The organism is Spirosoma arcticum, from assembly GCF_054779955.1.
In genome coordinates this window covers 89,926-114,328 of record NZ_BAAGXG010000002.1, presented here as the reverse complement: position 1 = coordinate 114,328, position 24,403 = coordinate 89,926, and the positions used below count along the sequence as shown (strand labels likewise).

Here is a 24,403-nt window from a genome sequence, read left to right as displayed (position 1 = left end):
GCAATCAGGGTTTTTGATTGGGAGGAGTCGCTTCCAGTTCGGGCAGTCGGGCGTTGTGCATTACTTTGATAAGCCACTGACCATTAGTCTCTTTCGTCACCGTCCAGTTCAGCAAAAATTTCAGCAACGGAGACGCTTTACCATCGGGGGTTACACCGCCCGTAACTTCCGACCGCACATCCACGACAGCCACATCAGGTTTGATGAAACGAACGGTGCTGTCCACTATTTCCTGAACGCCATTTTTGTACATGACCGTTAGCACCGGCACATGAAATTCTTCAATTTTCGCCCGACCATGTGCCGATGTACCGCGCCAATTGGTGAAGTCGGCATCCTCGGCGAACACAGCCCCAAACGCCTTTGCATCATGCGCGTTGAAAGCCTTGTTAAACGCGGTGATTACGCCCCGAACAGCGGCTTCATCGGTTGGCGTTTGGGCATTGACATTTGCCAGCCAGACTACTGACAGAAGGGAGATGGCTACTAATTTTTTCATAAACTACTGACAATACGTTAATTAAAAGCAATTTAGGAAGGCTATTATCAATCAGGTTTAAGGGGCGGGCCTACGACCCGCGTTCCGTGTTTTTCAGCCAGGGTTCGCAGGCTTTCTATACTCTGATCGGTTAATTGGCCAAATGCACGTAAGTACTCCTCTATTGTTCTGGCGGGCTGGTGCATAATCGTCAGGTGGGCGGTACCCTCGCTGGTTTTCACGAAGGCGTGGGGAGTGCCCTGAGGCACCAGCAGTGAGTCGCCCGCTTTCAGCCGCATGGTTTCGTCGCCCGCCTGAAATTTGAATTCACCCTCTCTCACAAAGAACCATTCGTCGGTGTCCGTGTGAAGGTGCAGGGGCGGGCCAGCTTTGAGGGACCGGGTTGTATCAAAAATGACGCAACGCCCCTCCGTATCTTTGCCCGACACCTTCACCTGAAAGGTAGCATCCGGAAGTTGGAAAGGCTGATTAGTACGATCCTGGCCAGCCCGAACCAGAATTCCTTTTTTAGGAATTTTCTGATCTGGTGAACGGCCGTCAGTCAGTGGTGGCAGGGCAAAAGCGAACAGGGGGGCAACAATGGGTAGCTGTAAAAATGAGCGTCGTTGCATGGTTGTTTAAAGATTTTAAAGTCAATGGTTAAATCTACAAGACTGCTTAGAGCGGTCTTTCATTGCTTTAGTTATCGGTATAAATTTTCACAGTGGGCAGCTACGCCTTGAACGTATAGTGTGCAAAGGCCCGCGCAACAATGGTTACACGGGCCTCTTTCTACATAAACTCCATTACTAACGTATTCAATGCCTCAGCTACGTCATTGCTTCTTCTCCGGTAGCAGCACTAACCGGATGTAGTTGCTGCCGAAATACGTATTAGCCGCTTCCTTCGTACTCTCCGGGGTTACTTTCTTTAGCAAGTCGGCTTCGCGCAGGACCTCGGTTGGGTCGTCGCCGTTGTAGTACTGACTTTGCAGGTAGCCGAGCCAGAACTGATTATCTTTGAGTTGCAGTTCGGTTTCGCGTCCGGTTTCGGCTTTGAACTTGGCGATGTCGCCCGGCAAGGCTCCCTTTTGTTTGAGATCACCGATTAACTCCTGCGTTTTGGCAATGAGTTTTTCGACGTTCTCGGGCGCACAGCCAAAGCCGATGCGGAAGGTGTAGCGCGGCACGGGAAATTTGCTGTATGCCCCGCTGGCCGACACGCCATAAACACTGCTTTCTTCCTCACGCAGTTTCTCAATGAGCTTAATTTCGAGCACTTCGGACAGCGCGTCGATTTGGGTCGTCGTTTCGGGCGACCACTTCAGATCGCCACTGTACACTAATTGCACTGATGCCTTCGGATCAAGCCCCCGGTACACCGTCTTGCTCACCTGGCCCGTTGGGGCACGGATACCGAGGTCAACGAACTTCTCTTTCTTATCCGTCGCGGGCAACCCACCAAGATACTTTTCGGCCAGCGGCTTCAGCGTTGCCTCCGTGAAATTGCCAACGAAATAAAACGTAAAATCGCCCGCGTTGGCAAACCGTTCCTGGTAAATGGCCACCGCCCGGTCTAAGTCGATCTTGTCCAGATCAGCGGGTTTGAGAGGCTGCCGACGTGGGTTGTTATTGCCGAGCGTTACGGCGACCGTGTCCTGAAACACGCGCTGGGGCGTCGGCGTGTCAATCTGGTTCTGCAACGCGCTCCGCTGATTCGAGAGCGCACCGGCCACCACGTCGGCGTCTTTGCGGGGCTGCGTGAAATAGCTGTAAAGCAGTTGCAGGGCCGTTTCGAGATCCTTGGGAGCCGCGCTGCCGTTGATGCCTTCGCTTAACTCGCTTACGTACGGATTCACGTTCACCTGCTTACCCGACAAAAATTTGCCGAGCTGAACCTGGCTGTAAGCGCCAGTGCCCCCCAATGCGACCAGCGATGACGAAAACCGTGCCGACTGAAAGTCTTTCAAGTTATAGAGCGACGTGCCGCCGAAGCTACTGCCCGCGAACAGAATCTGGTCGTTCTTGAAATTGGTTGGCTTCAGCACCACTCGAACGCCATTACGAAGCGTCCATTCCGTTACGCCTATTTCTTTGATCTCCCGCTCATTAGCCACCGGCGACGGCGTTGGCGGGGTTGACACTAAAGGCGCATCGAGGGTTTTATCTTCGTAAGCGGTCAGGCCTTTTCCCGTATTGTCTACGTAGCCAATAATCTGCTCGACAGTCGGCAGTTTGGCTTTGTCTTTTTCGGGAGCCATCACAATTACCGCCCGGTTTTCGTTGCGAATGAACTGATCTACGAGCGCGTTTACCTCTTCCAGCGTGATGCCCGCCTGCTGTTTTTTCAGAAAGTCGAAGTAAAAGTCGATGCTCGTGTACGGGTCTTTGTCGGTGAAGTTCTGCACATACTCGTTCACGAAGTTGGCCGACCGGGTTTTGTCGCGCTCACTGTAGCTCTGCTCCACATTCGTGTAAAACTCCTGCTTGGCGCGGGCCAGTTCGGTGGGTGTGAAGCCGAATTGCTTTACGCGGGCATTCTCGTCCAGCACGGCCCGAATGGCCCGCTCCACATTGCCTTCTTTGGCTACGGCAATGGACGTGAAGGCATCCAGATTACCCAGAAAATCGCTGTAGTTGCTGTAACCTCCTAAAAACGGCGGATTAGCCTGCTGCGTCAGTTCCTGAATCCGGTTGCCAAGCATTGTGTTGAACAGACCGCGCTTGATGCTCTCACGCAGGTCGTTCAGCGTTCGCTCCTTTATTTCGGGACGCTTGTAAATCACCTGCACTACCGTGTTGGGCTGCTCAGGATCGGTCACGATAATGACTTTAGTGTCTTTATGGGCTGGAATATCGAACTCCGCACGGGGCTTTGCGTTTTTTACGGCTGGAATGCGTCCGAATTTTTCGCGGATCGTGCTTTCTACCGCGTTTACGTTAAAATCGCCAACGGCAATTACCGCCATCAGGTCGGGCCGATACCAGTCTTTGTAAAACTGCCGCAACGTTTCGGGCGTAAAGGTTTTCAGTACGTCCTCCGTGCCGATGGGCAGGCGGCTGGCGTAGGTCGAATTGTTCAGCAGCACCGGAAAGTAGGCATCCCGCATCCTCTGACCGGCTCCGCGTCCCAGCCGCCGTTCTTCCAGCACAACGCCCCGCTCCTTCTCAATCTCGGCCGGGTCGATGGTCGCGTTGTGCGCCCAGTCTTCCAGAATTTGAAACGACCGCTCAAATAGCCGAGCCGAATCCGTCGGGACGGGGAGTTGATACACTGTCTCATCGAAACCCGTATAGGCGTTCAGGTCAGCCCCGAAGCGAACCCCCGCCGATTGCAGGAAGTTGACAAGTTCGTTTTTGGGGAAATTCTTCGTGCCATTAAATTCCATGTGCTCCATGAAGTGGGCCAGTCCCTGCTGTTTGTCGGTTTCCAACACCGACCCCGCCCGGATTACTAAGCGCAGTTCGGCGCGATTCTTCGGCTCCGTATTCTTGCGAATGTAGTACGTCAGGCCGTTAGCCAACTTACCCACTTTCACGTCGGGGTCGAGCGGAATAGGTTGGCTGAGATTAACCGGAGCAGTCTGTGAAGACACAGATCGGGGCGTTGGCTTAGACGGGCCATTTTTTGTTTGTTTAGGAGTGGCAGCGGGTTGCGCCAGCGCCAGCGAAGTACTGAGCAGCAAACTCAGCGCGAGGGGGAAACGTGACATTCGGTCGTTTGGATTACAGTTTCGCAACGTACTATCCCGATAATAACGCCGTGTTGGGCCGAAACGTTTGACGCGAACCCGCCAGTACATTCACCGCTTCCAGACCAGCAACACGCCCACGATTACCGACGCCAGCACCGACAGCCAGCAAATCACAGTAACCCACCGCATCGGGATCTCCCACATGGGCGCTTGGAGCGTTTTTGTTTCGTCATCGGCTTCGACAACGCCATAAAAATTTCGGGTGCAGAAATCAGTCCAGCCGTCGTAGTCAGCAAAGCGGGCGAGACAATCCAGTACATACGGCGATGGGGCAACCGACAAATGCCAGAACGTTTGCAGGTCACAGGCGTCTATGCGCTCACCGGTGTGCACCAGTACGTGCTGACTTAAATCAGCAAAATCCCGCAGCCGCCAGTGTTTCGACGGCCCCCAGTTCAGGATACGTTCGATTTGCTGTTTGAGGTCGCTGGTATATTGGGTCACACCCCAATATACCAATTTTCCCCCATATCGCGCAAGCAGTGAGCCGTCTATTGAACACCCGTCTCGTCCAGTTGAGCGACCCGTAGTTCATGCTTCGGGGCATCGCAGGTGGAGCACGTGTAGTCTATCGGCAGATCGGCAAACGCGGTTCCTGCCGCAACACCGTGCCGGGCATCGCCGTATTGCTCGTCATAAACCGTAAAGCAATGCGGGCACTGGTGCACCGTACCCAGTTCGCTCGGAGTCGACTCCGGTTTTTCGGTCTCCACCCGAACGGTTTCGACACGTTCCAGCAGCCGCCGGGCGTTAAATTTGCGGCACAGCCGATTCAATTGATTGGGCAAGTGCAATTTAAATAACCCTTTTTCGAACAGGTGATACGAGCGGCTGTTTGGATTGAAATTTTCGGTGAAGAAAATATCGTAGACGCTAAACAACGCTAACTGACCAATCCTGAGCAACGGGCGTTGCCGGACCAGTACCGAGCAAAACACCGGATCGCCGGACCGCTCCGATTCAGGGCGCGTCTGAATGCCGAAACACAAGCCGAACGTGCGGGTATCGTTTTTCTCGAAATACCGCAGGACGTAGTTTTTAAGGTGCGTTCCGTCGTCGTTGTTGTCTTCAGTTTGCCAGGCTAATTCGTTAGCCGCGTGGCGAACGTTGATGTTATGCTTGCCCAGCACATACGACCAGGCCGCCCGGTCTTTTTCCTCAATACCTTTGATGATGAGCGACTTCCAGGCGGTAACGCACAACTCACCAATGCGGGTTTTCAGACACAGGGCGCAAACATCCAGCAGAAATGCTATTGAAAATTGTTCGTCCCGGCGATAAAGACCCAGCCACGACCGCTGTCCATACCGGTTAAACCCTTCGTAGTAGGGCAACGAAAATTCGGGCAGGTCGACTTCCTGTGCAGCGGGTTGCGTAATGAACGTCTGGCCCGACGTAACGGCTCTGTACAGCGATTCGTCGTCGTGAGGGTCTCGGCCGTATCCACGGGGGCCGTCGCCACGGTGTTCCAGCATAGCCTCTTCAACAGCTTTGGCAAGTCGGCCAACATCGTTGGTATAAATTAACACGGGCCACCGGAACAGCGTATTCGTTTGTTTTGGGCGAACGTACAAATACCAGAAGTGCGGCTCGGGCGAGGCAATGAAGTTGAGGTTTCCGGTGAAAAACGGCGTGAAACTCTGGTTTGAATCGGACAGATTAACCTTCAACCGGGGTTCATAATCGAACTGGTCGAGAACGGTGTGGTACTCGCTTTCGCGCAGCCACGCCCCCGTCCGAAACACGTCTTCACCGCCATACGAACTGATAATGTTCGGGTACTGCTCCGTGTTAACCTCGTAGGCAATTGACTGCTGTTTAAGGTCCTTCTCCAAAAACCGCATCTCCTCATAATGCACTGTCATCAGTAACTGCTGCCGCGATCCAAACCGAACGTACCGAACACGCGCTTTATGGGCCAGTTCCAGCACCATCTGCAACGCGCCGGGCGCTACAATACCGCCGGGCAGATTGACTTTCAGGGTATAATAGTCGCGCATGACTTAAAGAGTGAAAGGGCGAATGAGTGAAAGAGTGAATCGCACCAGCGGATTGGAGTGAAAAAGCAGTTTACTGGGCGACTCTTTCGCTCATTCGCTCTTTCACGCTTTCAAGAATACTCCGTACTTCGGGGCGGCACGAACCACAACCCGTTCCGGCCCCGGTTTTCTCGCAAAGTTGTTTAAAATCAGTGCATCCGGCCTGAATGGCCCGCTCTAAGTTCCCCTGACCAACGGTGTTACACGAGCAGACCAACTTACCTTCTAAGGGATCAACCGTTTTGCTGGCCCGCAGGAGCTGAAGCCGCTTTTCGGATAGCTCAGTGCCATTGGCAATCAGGTCGCGGAACTCCGCAAATTCGTTCTTATCGCCAATTAAGATAGCCCCCACGAGTTTGTCGCCCTGCACGATACACTTTTTGTAATACCGTTTCGACTTATCGACAAAGATGATCTCCTCGTAGTCACTGCCGTCGTTGGCGGGAACTTCAGTCAGGCCCATGCTGCACAGGTGCAGGCCTTCCATTTTAAGGAGACTGATGGCTAAACTACCCCGGTACGGCCCGGAGATGTCACCAGCCATGAAATGGGCGGCCACTTCGGCCTGTTGCTCAGCGGCCAGCGTAATGCCCCACATCTGACCGTTCCACTGGGCCACTTCGCCAGCCGCAAAAATGGCAGGGTCGGAGGTTTGCAGGTAGTCATTTACCACCACGCCCCGATTGCAGGTAAGCCCGGCGTCGTGAGCAAGTTCAACGTTGGGCACGGTACCGATGGCAATAACGACGGCCTGGCAGGCGATTTTTTGTCCTGAATTCAACTGAACGCCCTCAATCCGGTTGGTGCCTATGAAGGTTTGCACCTCCTCATTAAAATACACTTCAATACCCCGGTCCAGTAGTTCCAGGTACAATAGTTCGCTGGCTAACGGGTCGAGTTGGCGTTCCATGAACCGGCCCACCCGCTGAATGACCGTTACCCGAACGCCAATTTGCCGTAAGGATGCCGCCAGTTCCAGTCCCAACAAACCCCCACCAACAAGTACGGCGTGTGGGGCATCGTGCTGAAGAAACGGCAGGAGCGAATCGGCATCGAGCCGTGACCGCATGTTGAATATACCCGGCAACTGAGGTATGCCTTTGGGCATAAATGCCCGGCTCCCCGTGCCAAGCAGAATTTTATCGTAGCCGTGTTCAACCCCGTTGGTATCCGTCACCACCTTCGCCCTGCGGTCGATATGCGCGATACCTATCCCTTTGTGAACGAGAATATTGGCTTCTTCAAATTGTTCTTCGCGCAGCTTTACCAGTTGCTCCCACGACTGCGCCCCGCTGATGTAATCAGGCAGCAGCACCCGATTGTAGAATGGATAAATTTCTTTGGAAAAAACATGAATCTCATCATCGGCATTTAAAACGCGATAGGCGTTAATAAAGCCTAACCCTGCCGAACCAGCGCCGATGATAATGATTTTCTCGACCGGTTTGCGGTAGGGTAGAACCTCAACCGCCGAAAACTTGAAATCCGGTTCCTTGGAGCGCGGGTCAACGAGGGCGTTGGTCAGGTTGTTGGCCCGGTTTAGGCTGCTGGTCAGAATTTTTCCCCAGTGCATTGGCAGAAAGCACAAACCGGGCCTCACATCGGTGGTGAGTTGTGCTTTCACGCGTACCTCTCCCCGCCGACCGCGTACTTCGACTAATTGCCCATCCTGAATACTGCGGGCGCGGGCATCGTCGGGGTGAATTTGCAGAAATGGCTGCGGGCTGTGCTGATTGAGTTTGGCAACCCGACCCGTTTTGGTCATGGTGTGCCATTGGTCACGGATGCGGCCGGTGGTCAGTACCAGCGGAAAGTCAGCGTCGGTTGGTTCAGACGTGTTTTCGTCCGGCAGCGCGTGAATCTGAGCGCGGCCATTGGGCGTGTAAAACCGATGATCCGTAAATAGCCGCTTTGTTCCCATTACAGATCCGTCACTGCTGGCTGTTAACGGCTCCCTGTTCGCTGCAAATGGCCACTGTATCGTTCGATTTCTTTTCAGCAGTTCATAGCTTACGCCCGTAATATCGACGTTCGTTCCAGCCGTAGTTTGGGCGTATTCATCGTAAATCTGTGAGGCATTGGTGTAGTTGAACGCGTCACCGAAACCCATCTTCTGCGCAAATCGCCAGATAATTTCCACGTCGGGCAGGGCCTCGCCGGGGGCTTCGAGCACGTTGGGCAAGTATGCAATCCGGCGTTCGGCGTTGGTCATGGTCCCCTCTTTTTCGAGCCAGGCAGCAGCGGGCAGCACCACATCGGCAAATTGCACCGTGTCGGCCCGGTTCGATACATCCTGCACAACCACAAACCGGGCGTTTTTCAACGCTTTTTCGGTCGCGTTAACATCCGGCATACTCACCAGCGGATTGGTGTTGATAATCCAGATGGCTTTCAAACGGTCATCGGCCAGCGCATCGAACATTTCGGTAGCGGTCAGGCCGGGTTTATGGGCAATCTTGACCGGGCCGTTCCAGAACGCTTCAACTTCGGCACGGTGAGTCGCATTGGTCACGTCGCGGTGGGCGGGCAGCGCGTTGGCTAATCCGCCCACCTCGCGGCCACCCATCGCGTTGGGTTGCCCCGTGAGCGAAAACGGGCCACTACCCGGTTTACCAATTTGCCCCGTAATCAAGTGTAGGTTAATCAGCGACAGGTTTTTATTGACGCCAATCGCCGACTGATTCAGGCCCATCGTCCAGAGGGACAGAAACCCTTTCGCGCGGCCAATCCAATCGGCCGTTTGCCGAATGTCCTCCGGCGGGATGCCACATAGGTCGGCGGCTTCGGCAATCGTGCGCTGCATCACCTGCTCGCAGTAAGCCGTGAATCCGTCAGCGTGGTTTGTGATGAAGGCAACGTCGATGGCGCCGTTCTCGATCAGCAGTCGACCAATGGCGTTATTGAGTACAATGTCGGTGCCGGGCCGGATGGGCAAATGCAAGTCTGAGGAGCGGGCGGTATCGGTCCGGCGGGGATCAACACAAATGATTTTAACGTGCGGGTTAGCCGCTTTGTGCGCTTCGATCCGTCGCCAGAGAATAGGATGGCACCAGGCCGGGTTGGCACCCTGCACCAGAAAAACGTCGGCTTCCTCAATGTCGTCGTAACAAACCGGTACTGAATCCTCCCCCAGCGAGAGTTTGTAGCCCACCACCGCCGAACTCATGCACAGTCGGGAGTTGGTGTCGATGTTATTGGAGCCGATAAACCCTTTGATCAGCTTATTGACCAAATAATATTCTTCGGTCAGGCACTGCCCCGACACGTAAAACGCAACCGAATCGGGACCGTACTTTTGAATAAACGTCTTGAAAACGGCGGCTGTGCGCTCCAGCGCAGCATCCCAACTAACCCGCTGCATGGGCATGTTCCGGTTGAGCCGCATCTGCGGGTAGAGCAGCCGGTCCGACTGATCCATGACTGTATAATGCAGATTCATCCCCTTTGAGCAAAGCATTCCCCGACTCGACGGATGCTGCGTGTCACCGGCAACGGTCAATCGACCATTCGGCTCCTGTTTGACCACGATTCCACAGCCAACACCACAATAACAGCAAGTCGTTTGATGAGTCATAAGTTGAAGGGAATTATGAATGATAAATGATGAATGAGTTGCGTTGTATATTCATCATTTATCATTCATAATTAATTACGCGGTTTGCAATTCGGCTTCGCTGGCTTCTATGACAACGGCCCTGTTGAAATTTACCAGGAACAGCAGCACGGCAACAACCGCCACGATACCGCCGATGTAGAAAAAGGCCTGACTGTAGCTGATCGACTCTGCTTTAAAGAGGAAGCCCATCAACATGCCGCCGACGTTACCGCCCGCCCCCACAACGCCCGAAATGACGCCCACCGCTTTAGGATTGACAAACGGCGTGATCGCATACGTAGTACCGTTCGACATTTTCAGGAACAGCGCAAAGACCAGCATCGACATAATGGCCATTGGCAGACTACCCGCCTGCGCAAACAGCATGATACCAAAACCTTCCATCAACAGCATACCCGCCAGCAGAATGCCTTTGCCCCGCATTCCGTACTTATTACCCACTTTGTCGGCCACGATACCGCCGAGTGCACGGGCAAAAATGTTCATGAAACCAAACAGCATCGCCCAGAAGCCTGCTTCGGTCTGCTCCATTTTGAAGTTATCGAAGAAATATAACGCAGCCACGCCATCGAAGGTGATTTCCATTCCGAAGCAGCAGGCATAGGCGAGTGCTAATGCCCACACCCGAATATCGGCGCAGGCTTTCCAAAAACTTACTTTCTCCCCCGTCACCACCGAACGTTCGGTGTCGTAGTTGCCGGTTGGGGTGTCTTTCGTAAAGCGAAAATAGACGTACGCCATAATAAGCATCAGCACACCCGGCACCACCATAGCCATCCGCCAGGCTTCGGGTTTCGTGTAGCCGAAACCCACGATAGCCGCCATAATGAGCGGCATGGCCAACTGCGTAATGCCACCGCCAAGATTGCCCCAGCCACCAGCTACAGCGTTGGCAGTACCTTTGATTTTCGGCGCAAACATAATCGACGTGTGAAACTGGGTAATCACGAACGACGCCCCGATAATGCCAATGGCCAGCCGAAACAGCAGAAACGTGGTGTAGTCGTGGGCCAGCCCAACGAGCATTACCGGCAGCGAACCAATCGCCAGCAGGGCCGTGTAGGTTTTGCGCGGTCCCCACGTGTCGCACAGCCGACCGATAATCAGCCGGGCCAGAATGGTGGCCGAAACAGCCGCAATGATGGTGTTTCCAACCTCTGATTTGCTCAGGCCAAGGTCGGCACGAATGGCGGGCATGAGCGGAGCCAGCCCGAACCAGCCGAAAAAGCAAACGAAAAAAGTGAGCCAGGTGATGTGAAACGTCCGCATCTGAATACCCTTAAAGCTGAGTACGTTAAGACGTTCGAGTGGTTTATTGGCGGTTAAGTTCATGGTTGTACGCGTTTAAAAATGAGTAAAGAGACAGGATAGTCAGTTAGGGCTATTTAGCAGCGAAGAAATCAGGACGGATGTTAATCATGAGGTAAGACCAGGTACCAATTTTATCCCGCTGATTCATGGTGCCCTGTTTGGCGTATTCTAAGCTGTTCGTGCCGTTCATGATGGCATAGCCAAATTCAACGCTGGTAAATTTGTTGAGCGCGTATGTGGCGATGAAGTCATATTCCATTCCCAGTTTGGCATTTAACCGCGCCCCAGCCGGTGCATCGGGCATCCGGTTATAGGTTGGTGCAGCGAGGGCGAAATAATGAATATCGAAGGTGGTAGTCAGGCGCGTTCGGGCGTATTTGAATTTCAGAAACGCATCCCGCAGGCCCCCGGCAGGTGACCCCGTTCCGACGTAGAAATAATCCATGTAGCCCCAATGCCGGTGTGGTGTGCCATAGAGCGGATCGAACCGGTTGGTTTCGCCCGCCTTGATGGTCGTTGCATCATTGCCCGATAGCACCTCGTAGCCAGGACCAACGCTCAGCAACCCTTTCTGGAACATAACGTTACCGCCGTAGTGGTACGCCTTTTTGATGGCCAGCCCGTCCCGGTCTTTACCGCCCTGCCCGTAAGCGAAAGCCTGCCACTGTACTTTACCCAATTTAGCCGAACCATTACCAATCTGACCCACCAGCATGGCACCATACGTTTTGCGGGAATTTGTACCGGCAACATCGTAACGTCTCCCATATACGTAACCCGCCGTAGTGCTACCGAGCGAGTCACTCCGGTATTTCTGAAAATCGTCCTTGAAGAACAGCGCCGAGAATTTAGTCTGGCCAAATTTGTGGGCCAAATATGCCATCTGAAACGATTTAAACTGCTGATTCTGACCATTCGTACCCAGTGGAGTGGCCAGGATTGGCGCACCGCCTTTGCCGACCGTCGGCAGAAAACCACCCGGCACCGCCAGCGTCACGTTCCTGGTCGAAAGGGCCGATGCGGGTGCGTTGCCGGGCGTGTAATTATCACCTACCACGCCAAATGCGTCGGTGTTTTGGTTGAAGCCCACACCCAAATCGAGTGCCCAGCCCATATGCTGCCCTTTGAGCAGAGCGGCATCGAACCGGCGGCCCTGCTGAAGCCAGTCGAGGTTTCCCAGCAGCCGGACATCATCGTAAACCAATTCCTGCCGCCCGATTTTGAGCGATAGATTCTGAATTGGTTTGAATTTAAGAGTCGTGTCGGCCCGGTTGGCGAGCGTAATGTCGGCCCAGGCTTCGTGAACCATGAGCTTAGCCCCATCGGCATTATTGATAGTAGCCGCATCCTGCCCCCACACGCGCACGTCCTGAATGGCCGTTTGGAACATGATGCGGTCCCACTTGTAGCCGAACGTGAGTCGGGTGCGCTGCGACGTGAAGAACGCGGCTGGCGCTCCTTTCGGAGCCAGGTTACCATGTCCATTGCGCAGCTCAGTGCGGGTGCGTAACTGGCCGGTCAATGAAAATTGTGCCCGCACTGAGCAATACGTTACTATCAGTAAACCACCTGTGAGCAGGAGATATTTAGCATATACTTTCATCAGTTAAGTGATCAATAGGGTGGAAAATGAGTGGCTTCGGCACAGGAAGCCTGTTTTACCCGGCAGCGGGTAAATGGGAAGTAACAACCTGAAGGAGACGAATGTCAGGCGTGGTTAGCGTGGGTCCGAGCGACCCACTACCACCCGAAGGAGAGACAGCAGATTTGCTTTATCTGTTTTTTTTCATTTTCTTTGAATCGTTTGTGTTTTTCGCATAAACAAACCCTGTTTAGCCGATCCAAAGGTGCCCCCACACCGGATCGGCTTTTTTGTGCCCCCTACCCCTGACGGGGAGATCAGCAAGCCATTGACACACTGCGCAGGCACTCCGCCACGTAGGACGGGTGCAGGGCAACGACCTCGCCGATAATCAGCACAGCGGGCGCCCCCACGCCCTGCTCGGCCACCAACTGCGGTATATTCCAGACCTGACCAACTACACACTGCTCATCGGCCCGCGTCCCGTTCTGCACGACGGCCATCGGTACGTGGCTCCGCCCGGCCTGACTATATAACGCGCATATCTCGCTCACTTTATTCAAACCCATCAGTACCACCACGGTCGCCTTCGACTGAACTGCCAGCCGCAGATCGTCGGAGAGTTCGCCCGTGCGGGTGGTGCCGGTAATCACCCAGAAGCTCTCGCTGACGCCCCGGCACGTAACTGGAATTCCCTGCGACGCCGGTACGGCGATGCTGCTCGACACGCCCGGAACAACCTCGCACCGAATGCCGTATTGCCGAACGTACGTACACTCCTCAAACCCACGCCCAAACACATAGGGGTCACCTCCTTTGAGCCGAACTACGTGGCCGTGTCCCTGCGCCAGTTGAACGATCAGGGCGTTGATCTCCTGTTGCGGAAACGACGGTTGTCCTGCCCGTTTACCCACATACATTTTTAGCGCACGCTCGGGTGCAAACTCCAATAAGGTATGATTGGCAAGGTCGTCGTACAAAACAACGGCGGCCTGCTGAAGCGCCCTGATTCCTTTTAAGGTAATCAATTCGTCGTCGCCGGGACCCGCCCCCACGAGTGTTAGCTTTGGCTTCATCGGACTATTCGGTTAATAATTAAATAGTGGTATTGTACTATTTATAGCTACATACCGCATTTTGCTATCTTGCTTCAAAAGTATAGACTATATTCGTACAAACAAGCATTTTTCGAAAATATATCTTTCAAATTATGCTTATTACAGAATATTAAGATAGTAATTTACAGAATCACCTCTTATTTTTGACAAGTCTTATATGGGAGGAATAAGGCTAATTTCTTGAATTAATACAATGATTAAACAGGGTTTTCATAATGCTATAGTTACAATTAACTATGAATACAAACACAAATCAACGTGTCGTCGTCATTGGCAACGGCATGGTAGGCTACAAGTTCTGTGAGAAATTGATAGCGAAAGAAAAGAGTGAACGACGATTCACGCTTACGGTTTTTGGGGAAGAGCCGCGCGTAGCCTACGACCGCGTTCACCTAAGTTCTTATTTCGACGGCAAAACTGCCGACGACCTGACGCTGGCTCCCGTTGAATGGTATGCCGACAACGGCATTGACCTGTACCTCACCGATCCGGTGGTGGACATTGACCGCGAGCGAAAACAAGTTCGTTCGCATCATGGAATCGTTGTGCCTTACGATTATTTAGTATTGGCTACGGGGTCGGGCGCGTTCGTGCCGCCGGTGGCTGGTGTCGAAAAAGACGGGGTGTTCGTTTACCGCACCATCGAAGACCTTGACCTGATTCTATCGTACGCGCGTAAAATCCGGAACGGTTCCAAATCACGGGGAGCCGTACTGGGTGGGGGTCTGCTGGGCCTGGAAGCCGCCAAAGCGCTGCTCGACCTGGGGTTGGACGAAGCGCACGTCGTGGAGTTTGCCCCCCGGCTGATGCCCCGGCAAATTGACGACGCGGGTTCGGGTGTGTTGCAACGCCAGTTAGAGTCGCTGGGGCTGAACATTCACCTGTCCAAAAGCACCCAAGAAATCACCGGCGACGAAGCAATTACCGGGATGCAGTTTGCCGATGGCTCGCGGCTGGATGTGGACATGCTGGTGATTTCAGCCGGGATTCGCCCGCGCGATGAGTTGGCCAAATCGTCTGGTCTGGACACGCACCCGCGCGGGGGCATTCTCGTTGACAATTCCCTGCAAACCTCCGACCCGGCCATTTTTGCCATTGGCGAGTGTGCCGTGGCCCACCACATGATTTATGGGCTGGTGGCTCCCGGCTACGAAATGGCCGACGTCGTGGCCTCCCGCCTGATGGGCGACGAGAAGGAGTTTAAACCCTACGACATGTCCACAAAGCTCAAACTGATTGGCACCGACGTTGGCTCTTTCGGCGATCCGTTTGCCAGTGAAGCGGATGACCGCACCCCAGCTTGTCGGACTATCGTGTATGAGAACCGGGCCAAGGGCGTTTACAAGCGAATCAACGTGTCGGCGGATGGTAAAGAACTGCTGGGCGGGATACTGGTGGGCGATGCGGATCAGTACAACATGCTGCTGCAAACCTGCAAGAATAAGACTATTCTGCCCCCCGACCCCGAAGACCTTATCTTAGGGTCGCGCGGGGGCGAAGAAGCCGGTGCTGGCATTATGAGCCTGCCCGACGACGCGCTGATCTGCTCCTGCGAAGCCATTACCAAAGCTATGCTCTGCCACGAGATCGGCGAAAACGGGCATACGACGGTCGATGCGCTCAAGAAAGCAACTAAGGCCTGCACGGGCTGCGGGGGTTGTACGCCGATGGTGAAAGACCTGATTCAGGCCGTTCAGAAGCAACAGGGCGTGTACGTGCGCAACATTCTCTGCGAACATTTCGATTACACCCGTCAGGAACTGTTTGACTTAGTCAAAATTAACGGCCTGAAAACGTACGGCCTCGTGCTGAATCAGTTCGGGCACGGCGATGGCTGCGAAGTATGTAAACCGGCGGTAGCGTCGATTCTCGCCGGCCTTTGGAACGAGAATATTCTGGCCAAAGACCGGGCACCAATTCAGGACTCGAACGACCGCTTTCTGGCCAACATTCAGCGGGGTGGTACGTATTCGGTGATGCCGCGCGTGGCTGGTGGCGAAATATCGCCTGCCAAACTGATCGTGCTGGGTCAGGTAGCCCAAAAATATGGGCTATACACCAAGATTACGGGTGGCCAGCGGATTGATCTGTTTGGTGCGCACGTCGGTGATTTACCCAAAATTTGGGAGGAGTTGATCGACGCTGGTTTCGAGAGTGGTCATGCCTACGGCAAATCGCTGCGGACGGTGAAAAGCTGCGTCGGCACAACCTGGTGCCGGTATGGGGTGCAAGACTCCGTCACGTTCGCGATTGAGTTGGAAAACCGCTACAAAGGGCTGCGGTCGCCCCACAAGCTCAAATCGGGCGTGTCGGGTTGTACACGCGAATGCGCCGAAGCGCAGAGTAAGGATTTTGGTATTATCGCCACCGAGAAGGGCTGGAACGTGTACGTGTGCGGCAACGGCGGCACCAAACCCCAGCATGCTCAGCTATTAGCGGCCGATGTCGACAAAGAAACCTGCGTCAAATTGCTCGACCGGTTCCTGATGTTCTACGTTAAAACCGCCGATCCACTAACCCGCACGGCAACCTGGCTGAACAAGATGGAAGGCGGCATGACCTACCTCAAGGCCGTTGTTATTGACGACGTGCTGGGAATTGGCGCTGAACTGGAACGAGAAATGCAGCTCATTGTCGACACCTACGCCTGCGAGTGGAAAGAAGTTGTGGATAACCCCGAACTCCGCAAGCGGTTCACACACTTCGTGAATGCGCCCGAAATCAAAGACCCCACCGTCCAGTTTGAACCCCTGCGCGATCAGGTCCGCGCGAAGGAATGGGTTTGAGACAGTCTACGGCTACCCCACCCGCTCCCCTCCCTTTTCTTCAAGGGCGGTCCGCCGTTGAAGAAAAGGGAGGGGAGCGGGTGGGGCCGTTCTTTAGCCCCACAACGGCGTGCGCCGAGTCTTAGCCCCTCCCCTTTCTTTAAGGGGAGGGGGTGGGGTAGAATAATAACCAATTAACGCAATACAACCAATGGAATCTATACTCGTAGAACACCAAAACATGACCTGGCGCGCAGCCTGCCGGGTCGATGATATTCCCGAAGACGGTGGTGCCTGTGCCCTGATTGACGGACGGCAGATCGCTATTTTCAATTTTGCCCGCCGGGGTGAGTGGTACGCAACGGACAACCAGTGCCCGCACCGCCAGCAGATGGCCCTCGCGCGGGGTATGATTGGCAGCCAGGGCGATGAGCCAAAGGTGGCCTGCCCGTTTCATAAAAAAACATTCTCGCTCAAAACCGGGCAGTGTCTGAACGACGACGGATACCAGATTACTACTTTCCCCATTAAAATAGCAGACGGAATGGTGTACATTGGAGTATGATGAACCAACTTGATGAGCAGGTAGCCCGCCGATTAACCCGATTTTACGTAATGGCCCTCACGGTCATTGCCGTATTGTCGATCAGTGGGCTGCTTCTCATCCGGCAAACCATCAGTACGCACTACGACGACAGCCGGGTGGTTAATGTGGCGGGGCGGCAGCGGATGCTCAGTCAGCGACTGACGAAGCTGGCCCTGCTGCGCATTGGGGGGCTATCGGCAGCCGATACGGTTTCATTCGACTCATTGCTGCATTCCTGGAGCCAGAGCCATATTCAGTTCCGAAATGGCACGTTGCGGATGGAAAAAGTATATACCGTTCGGAAAAGTAGTCGGTTAGATAGCATGTTTACCCGCATTGAACCCGTGTTCCAATCTATTTATACCGGTTTTACGCGCGTAAATAGGCAGGAAACGACGCTTGCCGACAAGAAAGACGCGCTTCAAGATATTCTTCGGAATGAGTTTTCGTATCTCCAGCAGATGAATGACATTGTCTTTCAGGTTGATACGGAGAGCTTTGAACGGGTAAAATCGCTGGAACGCATCGAATGGTTGCTCACGCTGGCAACGCTTTTTACGGTGCTCATTGAGGGGTTGTTCATCTTCCGGCCCGTGGTCAGGCATACGAAGCAGGTGATTCGCAGGCTGGCCCGGTCACAAAAGGCCCTGCAACTGGCGAACAACCACCAGGAAATTGCCAACCGGGAGTTGGAAGCCACCAATGAGAACTTAGCCGCATCGAATCGAAAACTTGTTGACACCCAGCAGGATTTGCTCCAAACAACCGAAGAAAAGTATCAACTCCAACTAACGGAAGACAACGTACGGTCGGCAGCGTTGCTGGAAGGGCAGGAAGAAGAACGGCGACGGTTTGCCCGTGAGCTGCACGATGGCATCGGCCAGATGCTGACCGGACTGAAACTACACGCTGAGAAGTTAAAATCCGGCTCGTTTGCCGATGAGAAACAACGGCTGCGGTTTGCTGAACTCTGCGACCTGATTGCCGACACCATTCAAACGACCCGGCAGGTAGCCTACAACCTTATGCCGTCGACGCTGAGTGATTTTGGCCTGGGCGCTACCCTCCAGTTACTGGCCGAGCAGACGACCCGGTCGGCGGGTATTCCAGTTGTTTTTAGCGGTCCCCGCGAAGCCCAGCGATTAAGCCCCGCCATGGAAATTGGCTTGTACCGTATTGCGCAGGAAGCGCTCCATAACGCCGTCAAATACGCCGATGCTCAGGCCATAAGCATTACCCTAAAGCAGAGTAGCCATAAACTATCGCTGTCAGTAGACGATGATGGGAAAGGTTTCTCGCTGAAAACCACCCACCACAATCAGAATCCGTTGCCGGTAGTAAGTGGTCTCGACAACATGCGGACCCGTGCGCGGTTGCTCAACGGTCGCCTAACGATTCGGTCGAAACCCACGAAAGGCACAACCATTCAGGTAAGTATCCAGTTGTCAGATAACGCGCAATAGCCATGTCAATACAGATTCTTGTTGCCGACGACCATTCTGTGGTGAGAAAAGGAATTCGGATGTTGCTGGAGGATGAAGCCGATATGCACATCATGGGTGAAGCCGCTGATGGTGACGAAGCGATTGCGTTGCTTTCCAACCTGCAGCCCGACGTTTTGCTACTGGACATAACCATGCCCCGTATGTCGGGGATTGACGCGCTGAAAGTAGTGTCGGAACAATACCCATCGGTACATACGCTGATGTTCAGTATGCACAACAACCCGGACTACATCCTGAAAGCCGTGCAGAACGGGGCTGCCGGATACTTGCTGAAGGATACCAACCAGGAAGAAATACTACGGGCGGTACGGGCCGTGGCCAGCGGAGAATTGTACTACCCGCCCACTGTTTCTTCGGTTATTATCCGGCATTTCGTTTCATCCAACACCAACCAGCAGAAGGCCGAGCCAGCACCCGGCCCCAAAGCACCGGTATCGATCTGGAACCGAATAACCGCGCGGGAGACCCAGATCCTGACCTGCCTGATCGAGGGCATGAGCAGTGCCGAAATCGCCAGCCAGTTCGGAATCAGTCCCAATACCGTAGCCAATCAACGAGCGAGCATTATCCGCAAAGCAGGCGTAAAAAACACGGTTGATCTAATTCGGATGGCGCTGGAAGACAGAAACCGGTAAACGTTACACCTTAATGATAACGTTCTTCCGGTACATGAGCCACAAAACCACAAACCAGATCAGTACGAACGTCAGCGCCCCGGCGAGCGACGCGTTTCGGGGATCGGTGAAGGGCGGGGCAATGAGCGTCTGATACAAATATTCTTTCAACCCCACCGGCGACCCCCCAGCCCCGGCCACTTTCAGCAAACTCATCACACGGGGAATCAATCCCGACAGAAAAAAAACCGTAATGGCATTTACGCCAAATGCCACGAACGGTAGTACACCACGCCGGTAGTGGCGCACATCAATGAGCCAGTAGCAAAGGGCCAGTCCGAGCATGGCTAAGCCGCCCGCCAGCAGGACGTATGACGAGGTCCAAAGGGCTTTGTTGATTGGGAAGAATCCGTTCCAGATCAATCCACCGAACACCAGCAGGCAACCCACCGTGAACAGCCAGGCCGCTTTATCCGCACCAGGTCGGTTGCTCCGCAGCCACGTTCCGGTTAGTAGTCCCAGCATGCCCGTACCAATGGCCGGAAGTGTGCTGAGCAATCCTTCGGGGTCCCACACTTTAGCCGGTTTGTAGACGTGCGCGGGCGTCAAAATTGTTCGGTCGAGCCAGGCTGCGAAGTTGGTGGTTGGTTCGAGATTCGCGTAGCCGACGCCCGGCACCGGTACGACCGTCATCAATAACCAATAACCCACCAGCAGCCCGGATAGGATGTAGAGTTGCTGACGGGGTGTCGTTTTTAGAAAAAGCAGCGAACAGGCCAGATACACCAGTGCAATGCGTTGCAACACACCCTGAATCCGCACTATGCCGATGTCAAATTTGGGAAAGAGATTCAGGAACAGTCCCAGCAGAAACAGCGTCAGGCTACGCTTAAGAATTTTACCGATAGCGCCTTGCTGAGTTCCTGCACCCAGCGCGAACGTGATGGAAACGCCAACGATGAACAGGAAGGACGGGAAAATCAGGTCGGTGGGTGTCCAGCCGTTCCAGGGTGCGTGTTCGAGGGGCGCGTAGATATGGCCCCAGTCGCCGGGGTTATTGACCAGTATCATACCCGCCACGGTCAGGCCGCGAAAGGCATCGAGGGAAAGCAGTCGACCGGGCATCAAGGGCTTCAGTCCGTCCTGAGCAGGAGCAGAAACAGATTGCATACAATTGAGATTGAGCAATCGCGAAGGTACAATAATCTTTTCTCCCTACTCGAACTCACGCTCATCCAAACACTTTCACCAGCTTTTTCTCCAGATCCTTCTCCAGTTTGGCTAAACCCTCGGCGTTCGGCAGGTACGTCAACGCCCGGTGATGGCGCAGATCGAACGGAATATCGTTCACCGACTGCGTAATTGGAATAACGAGTTTGCCGAGAGTATGGGCTACACCCGTTTCGTAAAACACGTTTGGATTCCGGTCGGTGAAGTCGGTGATAACGGCGCGGGACGTGAAAATCAGCTCAAACACGTCCTGAATCAAAATGCTGTTATCCCAGATGTCATCGGCCCGGCGGCACTCGATCCGCAATTTGGCACACACTGTTCGGATGGCCGCGTACGTACCCGAAAACTTGCTCTCGAACGGCATCATTACCGACAGCACGTTGGTTTCGACCGGCTTATCGGGCACCCGGAACACGTCGGGCGCGAACGTAACGACGCGTTCGGGCTGCCGGGTCTGCACAGTTGAGATAAACTCCCGAATCGGCTTGATCGGGTTCGCCTTCTTTGCTTCGACAAAACGCTCGATTTCAAGCAGATTACTGTTGCTTTCGCTGATTAACTTCGACAACACCTGCAGGCTGTTGCCTTCGTAGTCATCATCGTCGAAGTCCAGACTGCGCAACAGGCGGGGATGATCCTCAATTAGCTCAAGACTGTCGGTTAAGTAGCCAATCTTGATCCAATCGGACTTGGTAAAATGCTCCCGGACGAATTCGTGGAGGAGAAAAAGCCGGGCAGTTCGTAGTTTATCCTGTTTAGTCATTCCGTTGACGAGGTGATGCTGGAAAAGCGCTTGTGTCGCTTTATAGTATAAGTATCATATAGCGACACAATTATATTCATATTTTATATTATAATAAATAGGGTTGCTAAAATTTATTGATACGCTCTTTTGTAAACTTCGTTGCTCATCTTCTCCGTCTGTCAATGGGCATAGGCCGAAACATTAGCCCGTGCGAGCGGTTCTTGCTATACACAATAAAGTTATTGATTCAACGATCCTAACGAATATGGCACACGCCCATCCGCAAGCAATGCTGCAAAGCACCCTCCAAACAATGGCACAACGTGACGTCGCGTTTGCTACTGGCACTGACGTAATAAAAGACTGGATTTCGGCCCTCAAGAACGTCGATGAAGCGGAGCCGGTGGCTAAGCAGTTGAGCGCTTTATACGACGAATTGATAAATCCTCAGCCCGACGCCGTTCGCGTGAAACAACTCCTCAACACCATTGCTGGTCACACGCAAACCCTGAGCCGCAGCCTCGACGGAACGGCGGCTGACGACCTTGGGCAATTAGCCGATTCGCTACGCTCGTTTGCTACCGATCTTGACCGGGGCAGCAGTGACGATGACCTGACCGCAAACCAACCCGACAGCACACCGATATACGCTAACGTCGGAGACCGAGCACAGGTAATGTTCAATGATACATTGGAAGTTCTTGGTGGTGGCGCAGCCCTGACAACGCCCGAAGCGGGCGTACTTATGGTAGAAGACTGGATTACGGTCGTTCGTTCTGACCCGAGTACACAGTGGATTGAGGCTCCACTGACGCAGCTCCGCGACGCGCTAAACGTAGGTGATATGCGCACGACCGAGCGGCTCATGCGCGATTTGGCCGGGCAGGCGCAGGATTACGCCAACAACTCTGAGGGACCCTTCAGCAAGGACCTGACCAATCTGGCCACGGCTCTAATCAGCTTTGCCCAGCCACTCTCTTAAAGAATGCAGAATGAATAATGGCGCTGCCAACTCGCAAACGAGTCCGGCAGCGCCATTATTCATTCTGCATTAACCATTCTACATTCTTTACCCCTTCCACCGGACGAAGGCTTCCATCGCTTCGTACTCAGCTAAGCCGAGCCGGTTATAAAGAGCGGCCGTAGCCCGGTTACGCTCTTCGGCCCGTTGCCAAAACTCCCGCGAATCGGTTCCCTGGTACACAACTCCGTCCTTCTGTGACTGGTGTTTGAAGATTCCCAGCCGCTTTTTCATTACCTGATCGGGTGACATCGGCACGGCCATTTCAATTTCGTGAATGTCCCACTCGGCCCAGGCACCCCGGTAAAGCCATACCCAGCAATCTTTCATAAAGTTTTTGTGACGCAAGCGCCGAACGGCTTCAAGCACGGCGTCTAAACATACCTTGTGCGTACCGTGTGGGTCAGCCAGATCACCGGCGGCATAAATCTGGTGCGGCTTAACTTCTTCAATCAGCGCCATCGTGATCTTGATGTCGGCCTCACTCAGCGGTTTTTTGGCAACCGTACCCGTTTCGTAAAACGGCATGTTCAGGAAGTGCGCGTGATCGACGGGAACGCCCACAAACCGACAGGTCGATTTGGCTTCACCCATCCGAATCAGGCCCTTCACGTAGCGCACCTCGGCGGTATCCATTTCGGAGTCTTTCTTCTCGCGCAAGGATACGGCCGCATCCCGGAAAATTCGGGTCGCTTCGGGGCTTTCGATGCCAAACTTCGTGTTGAAATCCACAACGTAATCCGCAAACCGCAGCGCTTCGTCATCGGCTACGGCAATGTTGCCGGATGTCTGGTAGCCAACGTGAACCTCGTGCCCCTGATCGCGAAGCCGCTGGAACGTGCCCCCCATCGAAATGATGTCATCATCGGGGTGCGGACTGAAAATCAGGCAGCGTTTCTGGGCAGGCAGGGCGCGTTCGGGCCGATTAGTGTCGTCGGCGTTGGGTTTGCCCCCTGGCCAGCCCGTGATCGTATGCTGTAGCTGGTTGAATACGTCGATGTTGATGTCGTAGGCCTGACCGTACTGTGCCAGCAGGTCGCTCATTCCATTATCGTTGTAGTCGCGGTCGGTCAGTTTCAGAATTGGCTTACCCAGCGTCAGTGACAGATAGGTGACGGCCTTCTTCTTCATTTTATTGTCCCACACCACCGAATCCACCAGCCAGGGCGTTTTCATGCGGGTCAACTCGGAGGCAGCCGCTTCGTCGATCACGAAGAGCGCATTCGGATGGGTTTGCAGATACGAAGCGGGATTTAATTCTGTCACCAGCCCCTCCACCGCTCCGCGAATAACGGGGGCTTTTCGCTCTCCCCAGGCCAGCAGCACCACGCGCCGGGCACCCAAAATACTGGAAACGCCCATCGTGATCGCTTTACGCGGGGTTTTGGGAAGTCCGCCAAAGTCGACCGACGCAGCCGCCCGCGTGGAGTTGTCGAGCATCATCAGGCGGGTATGCGAGTTAATGAGCGAACCCGGCTCATTGAAGCCAATGTGCCCATTACCGCCGATGCCCAGCAATTGGAAATCCAGTCCACCGGCTGCTTCGATTTCGGCTTCGTACTGTTTCGAAAACTCGCCTACTTTGTCCACCCGAACGGTGCCGTCGGGCACGTGGTAATTACCCGCCAGAATATCTACATGATCGAACAACTGCTCCCGCATAAACCGCCAGTAACTCTGTAACGAGTCCGATTCCATGGGGTAATATTCGTCTAAGTTGAACGAAACAACATTTCGGAAACTCAGATCCTCTTCGCGGTGCATTCGAATCAGTTCGGCATACACTGTTTTGGGCGACGAACCCGTAGCCAGGCCTAATATGCAGGGTTTACCCTCGCTTTGCTTTTGCCGGATCAGGTCGGCAATTTCGTGCGCCACAGCCCGCGACGCATCTTTGGCATCGGCGTAAATGTGCGTCGGAATTTTTTCATACGTGATGGCCGACTGAATGGGGCCACCCATGGTTGGTGCGCCTGGCACCTGCCCGTCCGGGTTATCGAGTAGTGGAGACTCCGTAATCATGCGTTGTGCGGAGA

At 54.0% G+C, this 24,403-nt stretch carries 17 protein-coding genes; 5 read left to right on the top strand and 12 right to left on the bottom strand.

Features of this window, described 5'->3' with window-relative positions:
- Window positions 1-4: 4 nt before the first annotated feature.
- The 9 genes from ACYVHB_RS04935 to cobA form a co-directional block, all read right to left on the bottom strand.
- Window positions 5-499: an SgcJ/EcaC family oxidoreductase gene (locus ACYVHB_RS04935; protein WP_461050190.1), complete on the bottom strand. Its 495-nt coding sequence runs from the start codon at window positions 497-499 to the stop codon at window positions 5-7.
- Window positions 500-546: 47 nt separating this feature from the next.
- On the bottom strand, window positions 547-1,110 hold the full coding sequence (locus tag ACYVHB_RS04930; protein WP_461050188.1) for a cupin domain-containing protein: 564 nt from the start codon (window positions 1,108-1,110) through the stop codon (window positions 547-549).
- Between the two features lie 203 nt (window positions 1,111-1,313).
- On the bottom strand, window positions 1,314-4,190 hold the full coding sequence (locus ACYVHB_RS04925; RefSeq protein ID WP_461050186.1) for a M16 family metallopeptidase: 2,877 nt from the start codon (window positions 4,188-4,190) through the stop codon (window positions 1,314-1,316).
- A 90-nt stretch (window positions 4,191-4,280) separates the two neighbouring features.
- Window positions 4,281-4,676 (bottom strand): hypothetical protein, encoded by a 396-nt coding sequence (locus ACYVHB_RS04920; RefSeq protein ID WP_461050185.1) that lies wholly within the window; start codon window positions 4,674-4,676, stop codon window positions 4,281-4,283.
- Between the two features lie 47 nt (window positions 4,677-4,723).
- Window positions 4,724-6,232, bottom strand: a complete 1,509-nt coding sequence (locus ACYVHB_RS04915) for a rubredoxin (RefSeq protein WP_461050183.1) — start codon at window positions 6,230-6,232, stop codon at window positions 4,724-4,726.
- A 70-nt stretch (window positions 6,233-6,302) separates the two neighbouring features.
- A complete protein-coding gene (locus tag ACYVHB_RS04910) occupies window positions 6,303-9,845 on the bottom strand; it encodes a molybdopterin-dependent oxidoreductase (protein WP_461050181.1) in 3,543 nt (1,180 codons plus the stop codon).
- 75 nt (window positions 9,846-9,920) lie between these two features.
- Complete coding sequence (locus ACYVHB_RS04905) at window positions 9,921-11,219, bottom strand: NarK family nitrate/nitrite MFS transporter (protein ID WP_461050179.1); 1,299 nt, start codon at window positions 11,217-11,219, stop codon at window positions 9,921-9,923.
- A 49-nt stretch (window positions 11,220-11,268) separates the two neighbouring features.
- On the bottom strand, window positions 11,269-12,801 hold the full coding sequence (locus ACYVHB_RS04900; RefSeq protein ID WP_461050177.1) for an alginate export family protein: 1,533 nt from the start codon (window positions 12,799-12,801) through the stop codon (window positions 11,269-11,271).
- A 296-nt stretch (window positions 12,802-13,097) separates the two neighbouring features.
- Window positions 13,098-13,856 (bottom strand): uroporphyrinogen-III C-methyltransferase, encoded by a 759-nt coding sequence (cobA, locus tag ACYVHB_RS04895; RefSeq protein WP_461050176.1) that lies wholly within the window; start codon window positions 13,854-13,856, stop codon window positions 13,098-13,100.
- Window positions 13,857-14,134: 278 nt separating this feature from the next.
- Here cobA and nirB point away from each other — a divergent pair, with 278 nt between their 5' ends.
- The 4 genes from nirB (at window position 14,135) to ACYVHB_RS04875 (ending at window position 19,389) form a co-directional block, all read left to right on the top strand.
- A complete protein-coding gene (nirB, locus tag ACYVHB_RS04890; RefSeq protein ID WP_461050175.1) occupies window positions 14,135-16,684 on the top strand; it encodes a nitrite reductase large subunit NirB in 2,550 nt (849 codons plus the stop codon).
- Between the two features lie 190 nt (window positions 16,685-16,874).
- Window positions 16,875-17,228: a nitrite reductase small subunit NirD gene (gene nirD / locus ACYVHB_RS04885; RefSeq protein ID WP_461050173.1), complete on the top strand. Its 354-nt coding sequence runs from the start codon at window positions 16,875-16,877 to the stop codon at window positions 17,226-17,228.
- Window positions 17,228-18,712 carry a sensor histidine kinase gene (locus ACYVHB_RS04880; protein ID WP_461051011.1) on the top strand — a complete coding sequence of 495 codons (1,485 nt, stop codon included), beginning with the start codon at window positions 17,228-17,230 and terminating at the stop codon, window positions 18,710-18,712. The genes nirD and ACYVHB_RS04880 overlap by 1 nt, the downstream gene beginning before the upstream one ends.
- A 2-nt stretch (window positions 18,713-18,714) precedes the next feature.
- Entirely contained in the window at window positions 18,715-19,389 is a 675-nt protein-coding gene (locus tag ACYVHB_RS04875; protein ID WP_461050171.1) for a response regulator transcription factor, read from the top strand.
- A 3-nt stretch (window positions 19,390-19,392) separates the two neighbouring features.
- On the opposite strand, the gene ACYVHB_RS04870 is transcribed toward ACYVHB_RS04875, so the two are convergent.
- The gene (locus tag ACYVHB_RS04870) at window positions 19,393-20,538 is read right to left on the bottom strand and encodes an acyltransferase family protein (protein WP_461050170.1); all 1,146 of its coding nucleotides are present in this window, start codon (window positions 20,536-20,538) and stop codon (window positions 19,393-19,395) included.
- Window positions 20,539-20,599: 61 nt separating this feature from the next.
- Window positions 20,600-21,364 carry a hypothetical protein gene (locus ACYVHB_RS04865; RefSeq protein WP_461050168.1) on the bottom strand — a complete coding sequence of 255 codons (765 nt, stop codon included), beginning with the start codon at window positions 21,362-21,364 and terminating at the stop codon, window positions 20,600-20,602.
- Window positions 21,365-21,659: 295 nt separating this feature from the next.
- Between ACYVHB_RS04865 and ACYVHB_RS04860 the strand changes: the two genes are divergently transcribed.
- Window positions 21,660-22,328 (top strand): hypothetical protein, encoded by a 669-nt coding sequence (locus ACYVHB_RS04860; protein ID WP_461050166.1) that lies wholly within the window; start codon window positions 21,660-21,662, stop codon window positions 22,326-22,328.
- Window positions 22,329-22,415: 87 nt separating this feature from the next.
- Here ACYVHB_RS04860 and nagB read toward each other — a convergent pair whose 3' ends face one another.
- Window positions 22,416-24,389 (bottom strand): glucosamine-6-phosphate deaminase, encoded by a 1,974-nt coding sequence (gene nagB, locus ACYVHB_RS04855; RefSeq protein ID WP_461050164.1) that lies wholly within the window; start codon window positions 24,387-24,389, stop codon window positions 22,416-22,418.
- Window positions 24,390-24,403 lie beyond the last annotated feature (14 nt).